Consider the following 13110-nt stretch of genomic DNA (forward strand, 5'->3'; position numbering starts at 1 on the left):
CTGGCAGGCATTCATGAGAACGGGCGCGGCAGACATGCCGCGCGCGCAGGGCGGCTGCGCGCTTTTGCAAGCGGCGGTGCCAGGGTAAGGAGGAAGGCATGGCAAGGAAGAATCTGGCGGTAATCGGCGCAGGCGCGATCGGCCGCATCCATATCGAGGCGGCTTTGCGCAGCGCGCAGTGGCGGCTGTCGGCCGTCGTGGACCCCACCGATGCCGGACGGGCGCAGGCAGAGCAGGCCGGCGCCGCCTGGTACGCGGATATCGACGCCATGTATGCGGCGCAGCGCCCGGATGGCGTGATCGTCGCGACGCCCAACCATACCCATGTGAGCCTGGGGGTGAGCTGCCTGGAGCGCGGCAGCGCCGTGCTGGTGGAAAAACCCATTGCCGACAGCGTGGCGGAAGCGCGCCAGCTGTGTGATGCCGCGCAGCGTCTGGGCCAGGCCCTGCTGGTGGGCCATCAGCGTCGCCACAACGTCATTTTGCGCCAGGCGCGCGAGATTGTGGCTTCCGGCCGGCTGGGCCGGATCGTGGCGGCCAACGGCATGGCCGCATTCATGAAGCCGGACAGCTATTTCGAGGCCGCCTGGCGGCGCGAGCCCGGCGGCGGCCCGATCCTGATCAACATGATCCATGACATCGACCTGCTGCGCTTTCTGCTCGGGGAGGTGCTCAGCGTGCAGGCCGTCAGCGCCAACACGGTGCGCGGCCATGCCGTCGAAGATACCGCCGCCGTGGTGCTGTCCTTCGCCAGCGGCGCGCTGGCCACCCTGACGGTGTCCGATACGGCGGCCTCGCCTTGGTGCTGGGACATGGCGGCCGGCGAAGCCGAACACTATCCGCGCCAGAACGTGAATTCGCATTATCTGGTCGGCACGCAGGCATCGCTGACACTGCCCCTGCTGGAAGTCTGGGAATACCGTGGCCAGCCGGGCTGGCATGCTCCCTTGACCATGGAGCGCACGGCCCCTCATCTGGGCCATCCCTATGACGAGCAATTGCGGCATTTCGCCGCCGTGGTCGATGGCAGGGAAATGCCGGTGTGCAGCGGCGAGGACGGCTTGCGTACCTTGCAGGCGACGCTGGCGGTCGGGCAGGCGGCGGCCAGCGGCGCCCGGGTGGAACTGGAGTAGATGGCAATGGTGGAAACGGCGGTGGCGCGGCAGGAATTCGATGTGGTCGTAGTGGGCTCGGGCGCCGGCGGCCTGGCCGCAGCAGTGACGGCGGCCGAGCTGGGCCTGAGCGTGCTGGTACTCGAAAAACACCGGCAATTCGGTGGCACGACGGCCTGGTCCGGCGGCTGGATGTGGGTGCCGCGCAATCCGCTGGCCGTGCGCGCCGGCATTGTCGAAGACATCGAAGGGCCGCGCCGCTATCTGCGCAATGAGCTGGGCGAGTACTACGACGAACCGCGGGTTGAAGCTTTCCTGCGCCATGCGCCCGCCATGGTGTCATTCTTCGAACAGAAAACGGCCTTGCAGTTCATTGCTGGCAATACCATTCCGGATTTCCACGGCAAGCAGGCGGGTGCCGTGACCGGGGGGCGCTCGGTATGCGCCGCGCCCTTCGATGGCCGGGCCCTGGGGCGCCGGCTGGCCGACATGCGCGAGCCGCTGGAACTGATCGCGCCCTGGCGCATGGGCATTGCTTCTGGCGCCGACCTGGGCCATTTCATGAATGCCATGCGCTCGGCGCGTTCCTTTGCCCACGTCACGCGCCGCGTGCTGCGCCATTTCTGGGAACGTGCGACGCAAGGGCGCGGCATGCACCTGGTCAATGGCAATGCGCTGGTGGCCGGGTTGGCCAAGTCGGCTTTCGACCGCAGGGTGGATATCCGTGTAGCGGCTCCGGTCGTTGGCCTCTTGCGGGCCGATGACGGTCGGGTGGCTGGCGTCCGGGTACGCGACGCGGATGGCCGCGAAACCGAAATCGGTGCGCGCCGGGGCGTGGTGCTGGCCTGTGGCGGTTTTCCGCATGATGTCGAGCGCAAGCAGGCCTTGTTCGCCCATGCGCCGACCGGCCGGGAACACTGGTCCGCCGCACCACCGTCCAATACCGGCGACGGCCTGCGCCTGGGTGAATCCGTTGGCGCAGGGGTCGATGCCGGGCTGTACCGCCCGGCGGGCTGGGCACCGGTGTCGCTGGTCCCCGGCGCGCAGGGCGAATCCAATAACTATCCTCACTTGATCGAACGGGCCAAGCCCGGCGTCATGGCGGTCACGCAGGCCGGGCAGCGCTTCGTCAATGAAGCCGATTCCTACTATGACTTCATGGAAGGACTGTTCCAGCATTTCAAGCCCGGGCAACCGGCGCATGCGTGGCTGGTCTGCGATCACCGCTTCCTGCGGCGCTACGGGCTGGGCGCAGTACGTCCTGCGCCCATGCCCTATCGTTGGGCATTGCGTTCCGGCTACCTGAAGCAAGGCCGCACGCTGGCCGATCTGGCGCAGCGGTGCGGTATCGAGGCGGGGGCGCTGGAAGCGTCTGCCGCGCGCTACAACGAAGATGCCAGGCAGGGTGTGGATACTGCCTTCGGCCGCGGCGATACGCCCTACAACCGGGTACAGGGCGACGCCGAATGCAAGCCCAATCCCTGTATGGCGCCCATCGAGCAGGGGCCGTTCTATGCGGTCCGGCTCGTGCCGGGCAGCCTGGGGACTTTCGCCGGGCTGCGTACCAACGAGCATGCGCAAGTGTTGGATCAGGCGGGCAACCCGATTGCCGGCCTGTATGCCTGTGGCGCGGATATGAGCAGCGTGATGGGCGGCCGTTATCCCAGTGGTGGCATTACGCTGGGGCCGGCGATGACGTTCGGCTATATCGCCGGACATCATATGGCAGGCAAGCAGCCTGCTGCGGTTTGAGGCCGCGCTTTTTCCTGGCGCGGATTGAATGAATACGGCCGGCGGGGTGGCGTACCGTCACCGGGCCGGCAGTGACAAGGAGAGTGATGATGTTCTATGAACTGGCAAAGATCACCGTGCGCTTCGGCACGGCAGCCAAGGCGGCCGAAGGCATACAGGCCTATGTGAATGCACCTGGCGCGCGCGGCACGCTGCATGGCGTGTGGTTTTCGGATATCGGCGACCTGAACCAGATCGCCATCCTGCGCAGCTTCGACACGGCAGAAGACCTGCTGGCCGAGCGCCAGCGCGGCCTGGAAAGCGATAACCCCTTTGGTGCCGCCGAACTCATGGTCAAGCTCGAATGGGAAAGCTACAAGGGCTTCCCCTGGCTGTCCGCGCCCGAAGCCGGCGCCTATGGCGGCGTGTACGAGATCCGCACCTACAAGTTCAAGACCGGCGGCCTGCCGCATACCCTGGCCGCCTGGGAAGGCGCCCTGCCGGCGCGCGCCGAAGTGTCGCCCTGCCTGGCGGCCATGTACGCGCTGGATGGTGAGCCGCGCTTCACCCAGGTGTGGCCGTATGCCGACCTGAACGAACGCGCCAAGGCCCGTGCCGATGCGGTCAAGCAAGGCATCTGGCCGCCCAAGGGCGGTCCGGACTGGCTCACGACGGACATGTACTCGCAAGTCTTCGTGCCCATGGCCATTTCGCCGCTGAAGTAAAGCGTATCCGGCACGCCGGAGACGGGGCGCCCCAGGGCGCCTTTTTGCAGCCGGATCGTGGCGGACGCCAAGCCCGGCGCTGGCTATCCCGCGCCGCAGAGCGCGTGCCGGGCCGTGGCGCTGCATTTCCTGGAGGAGATAAGTTTCATGACTGATAACAAGCCTGTGGTTCCCCCTTATTCCCTGGCCCACCTGACGGTCCTGGCCCAGACGCCACCTGAAGTGATCAGCGTGGCGGCCCGGGCCGGCTACGATTTCGCCGGCCTGCGCCTGTTGCCCGCCGCCCCGGGCGGCCCGGCCTATAACCTGATGGAAGATGCAGCCATGCTGCGCGAAACGCTGGCGCGCATGGAAGATACCGGCGTGGGCGTTTTCGACCTGGAAATCGTCCGCATCAATGCGGGCTTCCAGCCCGATGCCTATCAGGCGTTCCTGGAAACCGGCGCCAGGCTGGGCGGCAAGGCCATCCTGGTCGGCGTGGACGACGAGGACGAACAGCGCCGCGCCGATAATTATGCGCGTTTCTGCGAGGCGGCCCTGCCTTATGGCCTGCGTCCCAATGTGGAATTCATGCCCTGGACCGCTGTGAAAAACCTCAATGACGCCTACCGCATGGTGCAGCAGGCCGGCGAGCCGGAAAACGGCGGCATCCTGATTGATGCGCTGCATTTCGGCCGTTCCGCCACGACGCTCGAAGATGTGCGTGCGCTGCCCCGCCAATGGATGCAATACGCGCAGATCTGCGACGCACCTGCCATCGAGAATCCGACGCTGGAAGACTATATCCACGCCGGCCGTATCGAGCGCCTGCTGCCGGGCGAGGGCGGTATCGACGTCCAGGGCCTGTGGAACAGCCTGCCCGAGGGGCTGCCGGTCAGTGTGGAACTGCCGACACAATCACGTGCGCACCTGAGCCCGGTGGAATGGGCGGCCATGACGCTGGATGCCGCCAAGCGCGTGGTGGCGGCACGCCACTGAGCGTGCAGGGCAGGCGTGCGCCCGACGGTTAACGGGGGGTTGCGCACCTGCCCGACTTGCGGGCCGCCGGCCCGGGCTTGGGAAAGACGCGGGCGCATAGAAAATCAACGAATGCCCGCACCTTCGGCGAAGGGTGTTTGCTGGCCGGCCAGAGCACATGAAAGACGCCGGAGCAGGCCATGTGCTCGGACAGCACGGGCTGTAGACGTCCGTCAGCCAGATGCTCCTGGACCGCAAAATCCGGCAGATAGGCAATGCCCAGTCCCTGCAGGGCGAAGCACAGCCGCGTTTCCAGGTTGTTGCAGATCATCGAATTCGGCAATTGCAGTTCCGGTTCGCCCGGCGCCAGCCGCAGCGGCCATTTTTCCAGCTTGCCGCTGTTCGGGTAGCGATAGTGCAGGCAGCGGTGCTGCAACAGGTCCTGCGGCAGTGCTGGCGCGCCTGCGCGGGCCAGGTAAGCCGGCGAGGCCACCAGCAGGGCGCTGAAATTGCCCAGCTTGCGCGCCGACAGGCGGGAATCGGTAGGCGTGCCGGTCCTGACCACCGCATCGAAACCTTCTTCTATCACATTGACCAGGCGGTCGGTGAAGTCCAGGTCCAGCTCGATGTCCGGGTACTGGCGCATGAATTCGCCCATGACGGGCAGGATCAGGGAGCTGGCCGAAGGCAGGCTGACCCGCAGGCGGCCACGCGGGGCGCTGCTGGCTTGCGACAGTTCCTGTTCTGCTGCCTCGATTTCCGCCAGGATGCGCCGGCTGCGTTCCAGGAACAGCGTGCCTTCGGCAGTCAGTGCGACGTTGCGAGTGCTGCGGTGGAACAGCCTGACGCCCAGCTTCTCCTCCAGCCGCGCCACGCTCTTGCCAACGGCAGAGGCAGACACCCCCAGCAGGCGGCCGGCTGCGACGAAACTGCGGGTTTCGGCCACTTGTACGAACACCATGAAACCGTTGAGACTATCCAATTTCCACCCGGTTGATTGCGGACATTAATGTCCTTTCAAAATGGAAATGTAGCCTCTTTTTCTTTAATGCGGGGTTCTCTATCGTGAGGGGGCGATTGGTAGAACAAAGGATTCCCCGTGACTTCCCCATTATTTCCCTTGCGTGCCGGTGCGGCCGACACGCGTTTTTCGACCCGTATCCAGGCAGCGGTGCAGCAGGCGCTCGACGAGCAGCGTCTGGTCGGTGCTGTCGTGCTGGTAGCCCGATCTGGTGAATTGCTGCATCAGCAGGCCGTCGGCTGGCGGGATCGCGAGGCCGGGCTGCCGATGTCGGTTGATACGGTGTTCCGTCTGGCATCGGTCAGCAAGCCCATTGTCTCGGTGGCGGCGCTGGCGTTGGTGGCCCAGGGCAAGCTGGCGCTGGATGATGGTATTGCGCAGTGGCTGCCGGGATTCCGGCCGCGCCTGGCCGATGGCCGCGAGGCCGTGCTGACGCCCAGGCAATTGCTGAGCCATACCGCCGGTCTGGGCTACCGCTTTTTCGAGGCCGATGCCCAGGGCCCTTATGCACTTGCGGGCGTGTCCGATGGCATGGACGCATCTGGCATCAGCCTGGCGGAAAACCTGTGCCGCCTGGCCTCTGTGCCCCTGTATTACGAACCTGGCACTTCCTGGGGCTACTCGCTTGCCACTGATGTCCTGGGTGCCGTGATCGAGCAGGTGTGGGGCGGCCCGCTGGACGCGGCGGTGCGGGCGCTGGTGACTGGCCCGCTGGGCATGGAGGATACCGGTTTCCTGGTGCCAGGGCCGGAACGCCTGGCGACCGCTTATGTTAACGACCAGCCCAGGCCGCATCGCCTCCAGGAAGGTGAGCAGGTAGCGCACCTCGAAGGGATGGCAGGTATCCGGTTCAGCCCGGCGCGTATCCTGGACCCGCAGGCATTTCCGTCCGGGGGCGGGGGCATGGCAGGCAGCGCGGGCGACTTTTTGCGTTTGCTGGAAAGCCTGCGGCAGGATGGCAACGGCCTGCTTCCCGGCGGTCTGGTAGAGGAAATGGGACGGGATCAGACGGCAGGCCTGACGCTGCCCGATGCGCCGGGGCTGGGCTTCGGCCTGGGCTTTTCGGTACTGCGCGATCCGGCGCTGGCGGCCTCCCCGGAGTCCGCCGGCACCTGGCGCTGGGGCGGCGCCTATGGGCATTCGTGGTTCGTGGACAGGGCGCGCGGCTTGAGCGTGGTGGCCTTCACCAATACGCTGTACGAAGGCATGTCGGGGCGCTTCGTGAACGATTTGCGCGATGCCGTCTATCTCTCGCTGGAGCAGGAATGATGGCCGCTGCCACTGGAGATCGCATGCCTGTTGCTGCCTTGCTCGCCCTGGCCATGGGGGCTTTCATTACGGTGCTGACCGAAGCCCTGCCGGCGGGCTTGCTGCCGCAGATGGCGCAGGGGCTGGTTGTGTCCGAGGCCTGGATAGGGCAGACCGTGACCATTTACGCCATCGGTTCGCTGGTTGCTGCCATGCCGTTGACGGCCATCACGCAGGGCATGCGCCGCCGGCCCTTGTTGTTGGCGGCGATCGCCGGTTTTGTCATCGCCAATACCGTGACCGCGTTTTCCACCAGCTATGGCCTGACCATGGCGGCGCGTTTCCTGGCGGGAGTCGCTGCGGGCCTGCTCTGGGCCCTGTTGGCAGGCTATGCGGCGCGCATGGTTCCCGACCATCTCAAAGGCCGGGCCATCGCAATTGCCATGGTGGGAGCGCCGCTGGCGCTTTCCATCGGCATCCCGGCAGGCACTTTCCTGGGCCAGCAGTTCGGATGGCGGATGAGTTTCGGCATCATGAGTGGCCTGGCCCTGGCGCTGATGTACTGGGTGCGCCTGCGCCTGCCGGATTTTCCGGGACAGGCGGCCGGCACCCGCCTGCCTCTGGCCCGGGTGTTCACCATGCCCGGCGTCCGGATCGTGCTGTGCGCCACCCTGGCGTTCGTGCTGGCGCACAACATCCTTTTTACCTATATTGCTCCGTTCCTGGCGGCAGCGGACATGGTGAAGCAGACCGACGTGGTGCTGCTGGTCTTCGGTACCGCTTCCTTGCCTGGCATCTGGATCGTGGGCATGCTGATAGACCGGCATCTACGCCGCCTGACCATCGCCAGCACGCTGTTGTTCGGTGTGTCGGCCTTGGTGCTGGGCATTGTCGGCCCCGCCTGGGGCGGGCCCGCCGTCGTGTATGTCGCGGTGGCGGTCTGGGGGCTGGCGTTCGGTGGCGTGGCGACCCTGTTCCAGACGGCGCTGGCGCAGGCAGCCGGGCCGGCGGCAGATGTGGCGCAGTCCATGCTGGTGACGGCCTGGAACCTGGCAATTGCCGGGGGAGGCGTGGCTGGCGGCATGTTGCTCAGCCAGTTTGGGGTAGGGGCTTTCGCCCCGGTGCTGCTGGGCCTGCTGGCCGTGGCGCTGATTGCAGTCTGGCGCGGCCGTTGCCATGGTTTTCCGGTGGCTGCGCTGTAGCGCCCGCCGGTTCGGCGCGATCTGGGCACAGCGGCCTGGCATACAGGCCAGGCCGCTGGAAATGGTGGGGGCAGACAGACTTTTTCAGACTTCTTGTTACGTAAGCCGGTCCGGGTATTCCCGGAACCCTGCTTTAAAATGCCTGCCCAAACCGCTTCCTTCCTTCGTGCCATAGGAATCTTCATGCCTTATATCGGTCTGGGCCTGCATCTGCTGATCGCCATTTTCTTCGCAGTGCATGCGGTCCGCACACGCCAGCAAATTTTCTGGATTTTCATTTTGCTGTCCTTTCCCCTGCTGGGCAGCGTCATTTACTTCCTTGCCATTTATCTGCCGGAGTCGCGACTGACCCATCATGCGGGCAAGGTGGCTGCGGTAGCGGTCAAGACCCTGGACCCCGGCCGCGAGCTGCGGGCGGCACAACAGGCCTACGATTACACGCCGACGGCGCAGAACCAGATCCGGCTGGCGACCGCCTTGCTGGAAGCCGGTCAGCCCAAGCAGGCGCTGGAACTGTTCGAGGGCTGCCTCAACGGCGTGTTCTCGGGTGATGCGGAGATTTCCTGGCTGGCCGCCCAGGCGGCCTTCGCCGCGCAGGAAACGCAGACCTGCATCAGGTATTTGCAAGCTATCCGCCAGGCGAATCCGCAGTTCCGCGCCGATGCGGTCAGTCTGTTGCTGGCGCGTGCCTATGCCGCCCAGGGCGACGTGGCCCTGGCCCGCTCTCAATTCCAGGAGTCAGTCACGCGCCACGGCAGTTTCGAAAGCCGGGCGGAATATGCGGTCTGGGCCGCGGGCCAGGGGGATTGGACCACTGCCGACGCCTTGCACGCGGAATTGAAGACCGTCATTGCGCGTTGGTCGCGTGCGCAGCGGGACATGCACCGTGAGCAGTTGCGGCGACTGGAAACCGCGTTTTCCGGACGGCGCTGAGCCCTGTTCTGGAAACAAAAACATACAAAGAACTGCGCTGACCTGGGTGGCACGGGATGCAAAAACGGCCTCGAATGAGGCCGTTTTTCATGGCGCCGTGGCGGGTGCCAGTCGTGGATTCCATGCAGGGCGCCGATGCGGCGTTGTCCTGCATGGCCGCTGTGCGTTTACAGGCGGTCGCGTACGCGGCGGGCGCGTTCGGGAGAGGACGGGTGCGAGCTCATGATGCTGCTTTCGCCGCCATCGAGTTCCGCCAGCTTTTCAAAGGCGGTAGCCAGGCCCAGACGGTTCATGCCTTTCTGGCCGAGCAGCTCGAAGGAGTAGTCGTCGGCCTCGAATTCCTGGCTCTGGGAGAACTGCGCGTTGATCAGGGCTTCGGTCAGGTTGCCCAGTTCCGATTGGCTCAGCGCGGAGACCGTGCTGTTGCCCGACCCGGCCGCTGCGGTACGGGCGGCATTGACGGCGTAGGCCGTGCGCATGGCCTTCTTGCTGTGGCCCAGGGCGACGTGGCCCATTTCGTGGCCGATCACACCGCGCAGTTCGTCGTCGGTCATCATGTCCATCAGACCCTTGTAGACTCGGATGCAGCCGTTGCCCATGGCCCAGGCATTCACATCGTTGGTCATATAGACCTTGTAGTTGATGCTCTGGCCGTTGAGCGTGACGGGGCCGAAGCCACGCATGACGCGGTTCAGGCGCTTGGTGTAGGCGCTGGAGGCGGGGGCGATCTGCGATTCCGCATCGCTTTGCTTGCAGGCGGCATCAGACAGTTCGACGATGTCGCTATCGCTCAGGCTGGCAGCGGTATAGGCGCTGGAACCGGCGGACAGCAGGGCGTTCGGGTCCATATTGGCGCAGCCGGCCAGGGCGGCGGCAAGAATCAGGGCGGCAGGATAGCGGAACTTCACGATGGAACTCTCCAGGAGATGGTAGACGCCACCGGACGCACGGGGCGTTCCAGGCGGCAGGCGAATGTAACGGCGGAAGTGTAACCACGCTGCCGCGCTGTCTGCCTATCCTGGCCGGACGCCGAATGTGAACAGATGTGTAAGAGCCGGCAGGCCCGTTTGGTATGTCGGGCGGTCACTTTTTTGATGGCAGCAGCCTGCCGGTTCCCGTCCTTGCCGTGACTCAGTCCAGCCAGCCCAGCAGGGCGCTGCATGCGGCGGCCAGTACGATGCCGGCGGTTTCCGTGCGCATCACCCTGGCACCCAGGCTGACGGGATGGGCGCCATGGCGGCGCGCCAGTTCCAGTTCTGTGTCGGACCAGCCGCCTTCGGGGCCAATGACCAGGCTCAGCGTGTCGGCTGCGCCAGGGCCCGCCTGGCGCAGCCTGGCAGCCAGGGCAGTATCGGCATCCGGGTGGCAGAACAGGGCCAGGCCCGGGGCCAGGCTGGCCAGCGCCTGTGCCAGCGAGCACGGCCGGGCGATTTCCAGCAGGCGGTTGCGGCCGCACTGTTCGCTGGCCGACGTGGCAATGCCGCGCCAGCGGCCCAGGCGTTTTTCCAGGCGTTCGCCTTCCAGCTGCAGCACGCTGCGCTGGGCCGCGACCGGCACGATGGCGCTGACGCCGGTCTCGACGGCTTTCTCAATGACCCAATCCATCTTGTCGCCCGACGGCAGCCCTTGCAGCAGCACGATGCGGCCGGGCAGTTCCGCTTCCCGGGGCAGGTGCGGGCCGGTCAGTGCATAGGCCTGCTTGCCGTCGATATCCAGCGTTGCCGGATATTCGCCGCCAGTGCCGTCGAATAGCACGATGGGGCTGCCCTGGCGCAGGCGCAGCACGCGCAGCGCATGGTGCGCCGGTGCGTCCGGCAACAGGAAGCGGCTGTGGGGCGGGATTTCGGCGGAACAGAAAAAGCGTGGAGCGGACATGACGGCGGGAAGCAAAACCGGAGGCGCTGCCATCTTAGCGTCATTTGCCGCTCCGGAGCGCTCGCGCCGCAGTCCTTTGCGACGGCAACCGGGGGGCTGTCGGGCCAGGTGAACCGACACGGAATGGGGGCTGACGGACTGTCTTGGCCGCAATCGCAGGCAGCGGCTGATGGCGATGTTAAAATCTCCGGTTATTCCTTAGGCTTCTGGCCACGCGCCTTCCGGGGTGTCGTGCCGCATGAGAGTGAGTCGATGACCGAGTCTTCAGCTTCCCCGTCCGTCCTTTCGGCCGCCGTGCGCGCGTTGGCCATGGATGCCGTGCAACAGGCCAATTCCGGCCATCCGGGTGCCCCCATGGGCATGGCGGAAATTGCGCAGGCTCTCTGGCTGCGCCATCTGCGTCATAATCCGGCCGACCCGGCATGGGCTGGCCGCGATCGCTTCGTGCTGTCGAATGGCCACGGCTCCATGCTGATCTACGCCTTGCTGCACCTGACGGGCTACGATCTTCCCATCGAAGAACTGCGCAACTTCCGCCAACTGCATTCGCGTACGCCGGGTCACCCGGAAGTCGGCATCACCCCGGGCGTGGAAACCACGACCGGCCCGCTGGGCCAGGGCCTGGGCAACGCCGTGGGTCTGGCGCTCGCAGAGGCGCTGCTGGCAGCAGAATTCAACCGCCCCGGCCATGCCATCATCGACCATAACACCTATGTGTTCCTGGGCGACGGCTGCCTGATGGAAGGCATTTCCCACGAGGTCTGCTCGCTGGCGGGTACGCTGCGCCTGTCCAAGCTGATCGCGCTGTACGACGACAACGGTATCTCCATCGACGGTAAGGTCGAGCATTGGTTCGCCGACGACACCGCCAAGCGTTTCGAGAGCTACGGCTGGAACGTCATCCGTGCTGTCGATGGCCATGACGTCGATGCTGTCGACGCCGCGCTGGCGCAGGCTCGCCGCAATGCCGAGGCCGGTGCCGGCCCCACGCTGATCATCTGCCGTACTGTTATTGGCAAGGGTTCGCCCAAGCTGGCGGGTTCCGAAAAGGTGCACGGCGCGCCGCTGGGTGCGGACGAAATTGCTGCCACCCGCGCTGCCATCGGCTGGAACCATGCGCCGTTCGAAGTGCCTGCCGATGTCTACGCCGCCTGGGACGCACGCGCCCGTGGCGCCAGCCAGCAGGCGCAATGGCAGGCCGGTTTTGACGCTTATGCCGCCGCTTTCCCTGCCGAAGCCGCTGAATTGCAGCGCCGCCTGGCAGGCAAGCTGCCGGAAGGCATTGAGCAACGCCTGCAGGAACTGCTGCAACGCACGGTTGCCGAAGCGCAGACGGTTGCCACGCGCAAGGCCTCGCAACAGGCCATCACGGCGTTGGTCGAACTGCTGCCTGAAATGCTGGGCGGTTCGGCCGACCTGACCGGCTCCAATTTCACCGACTGGAAGGGCGCTGTCGCCGTCCGCGCGGGCGAACATGGTGTGCAGGGCGGCCGCCACATCAACTACGGTGTGCGCGAGTTCGGCATGGCCGCCATCATGAATGGCGTGGCGCTGCATGGGGGCTTCCTGCCTTTCGGCGGCACCTTCCTGACCTTCTCTGATTATTCCCGCAATGCGATCCGCATGGCGGCGCTGATGAAGCAACGCGTGGTGCACGTCTTCACGCACGACTCCATCGGCCTGGGCGAAGACGGCCCGACCCACCAGTCCATCGAGCATGCCTCCAGCCTGCGCCTGATTCCCAACCTGCATGTCTGGCGTCCGGCCGACACGGTGGAAACCGTGGTGGCCTGGAATACCGCTGTCACGCGTCCGGCCAGCATCGGCATGGACGTTCATGCCGGCGGCCCCAGCGCGCTGCTGCTGTCGCGCCAGAACCTGCCTTTCATCGAACGCGATGCCGAGACGCTCGCGGCCGTGGCGCGTGGCGGTTATGTGCTGCGTGACGCCGCAGGCGCCCGCGCCGTGATCATCGCCACCGGTTCCGAGGTGGCGCTGGCACTGGAAGCACAGAAGCAACTGGCCGAAGCAGGCATTCCGGTGCGCGTCGTTTCCATGCCCTGCACCGAGGTCTTCGACGCCCAGGACCAGGCCTGGCGTGATGCCGTCCTGCCCGTCGACCTGCCCGCCGTGGCAGTGGAAGCCGGCAGCACGGCGCTCTGGCACAAGTATGTCGGCCGCCGTGGCGCGGTCGTCGGCATCGACACCTATGGTGAATCGGCGCCGGCAGGAGTCCTTTTCAAGCATTTCGGCCTGACTGCCGAGAATGTGGCAGCCGCTGTTCAACGCATTCTGTAAATCAAGGA

Annotated in this window: 11 protein-coding genes; 8 read left to right on the forward strand and 3 right to left on the reverse strand. The window is 65.7% G+C overall.

Annotation, left to right across the window (positions count from 1 at the left end):
* Positions 1–98 precede the first annotated feature (98 nt).
* The 4 genes from ACEW7X_RS02510 (at position 99) to ACEW7X_RS02525 (ending at position 4546) form a co-directional block, all read left to right on the forward strand.
* Entirely contained in the window at positions 99–1133 is a 1035-nt protein-coding gene (locus ACEW7X_RS02510) for a Gfo/Idh/MocA family protein (protein ID WP_068374399.1), read from the forward strand.
* Entirely contained in the window at positions 1134–2864 is a 1731-nt protein-coding gene (locus ACEW7X_RS02515) for an FAD-dependent oxidoreductase (RefSeq protein WP_420177567.1), read from the forward strand.
* A gap of 86 nt (positions 2865–2950) precedes the next feature.
* Positions 2951–3568 (forward strand): NIPSNAP family protein, encoded by a 618-nt coding sequence (locus ACEW7X_RS02520; protein ID WP_068374396.1) that lies wholly within the window; start codon positions 2951–2953, stop codon positions 3566–3568.
* Positions 3569–3715: 147 nt separating this feature from the next.
* Positions 3716–4546, forward strand: a complete 831-nt coding sequence (locus tag ACEW7X_RS02525) for a sugar phosphate isomerase/epimerase family protein (protein WP_415359092.1) — start codon at positions 3716–3718, stop codon at positions 4544–4546.
* Positions 4547–4574: 28 nt separating this feature from the next.
* Here the strand turns inward: ACEW7X_RS02525 and ACEW7X_RS02530 are convergent, their stop codons facing one another.
* Positions 4575–5507 (reverse strand): LysR family transcriptional regulator, encoded by a 933-nt coding sequence (locus tag ACEW7X_RS02530; protein ID WP_415359093.1) that lies wholly within the window; start codon positions 5505–5507, stop codon positions 4575–4577.
* Positions 5508–5624: 117 nt separating this feature from the next.
* Between ACEW7X_RS02530 and ACEW7X_RS02535 the strand changes: the two genes are divergently transcribed.
* The 3 genes from ACEW7X_RS02535 to ACEW7X_RS02545 all read left to right on the forward strand — a co-directional run bounded on the left by ACEW7X_RS02535 (position 5625) and on the right by ACEW7X_RS02545 (position 8929).
* Entirely contained in the window at positions 5625–6815 is a 1191-nt protein-coding gene (locus ACEW7X_RS02535; protein ID WP_420177568.1) for a serine hydrolase domain-containing protein, read from the forward strand.
* Positions 6815–7996, forward strand: coding sequence for an MFS transporter (locus tag ACEW7X_RS02540; RefSeq protein ID WP_420177904.1), 1182 nt, complete (start codon positions 6815–6817; stop codon positions 7994–7996). Before ACEW7X_RS02535 ends, ACEW7X_RS02540 begins: the two co-directional genes overlap by 1 nt.
* A 183-nt stretch (positions 7997–8179) precedes the next feature.
* Positions 8180–8929: a tetratricopeptide repeat protein gene (locus tag ACEW7X_RS02545; protein ID WP_278859239.1), complete on the forward strand. Its 750-nt coding sequence runs from the start codon at positions 8180–8182 to the stop codon at positions 8927–8929.
* Positions 8930–9096: 167 nt separating this feature from the next.
* Here ACEW7X_RS02545 and ACEW7X_RS02550 read toward each other — a convergent pair whose 3' ends face one another.
* Positions 9097–9777, reverse strand: coding sequence for a M48 family metalloprotease (locus ACEW7X_RS02550; RefSeq protein WP_127775527.1), 681 nt, complete (start codon positions 9775–9777; stop codon positions 9097–9099).
* Between the two features lie 283 nt (positions 9778–10060).
* Positions 10061–10804 carry a 16S rRNA (uracil(1498)-N(3))-methyltransferase gene (locus ACEW7X_RS02555; RefSeq protein WP_068374382.1) on the reverse strand — a complete coding sequence of 248 codons (744 nt, stop codon included), beginning with the start codon at positions 10802–10804 and terminating at the stop codon, positions 10061–10063.
* Positions 10805–11056: 252 nt separating this feature from the next.
* Between ACEW7X_RS02555 and tkt the strand changes: the two genes are divergently transcribed.
* Positions 11057–13102, forward strand: a complete 2046-nt coding sequence (tkt, locus tag ACEW7X_RS02560) for a transketolase (RefSeq protein WP_068374380.1) — start codon at positions 11057–11059, stop codon at positions 13100–13102.
* The last annotated feature ends 8 nt before the right edge of the window (positions 13103–13110 follow it).

The sequence above is a fragment of the Kerstersia gyiorum genome (genome assembly GCF_048595715.1).
GTDB classification, from domain to species: domain Bacteria; phylum Pseudomonadota; class Gammaproteobacteria; order Burkholderiales; family Burkholderiaceae_B; genus Kerstersia; species Kerstersia gyiorum.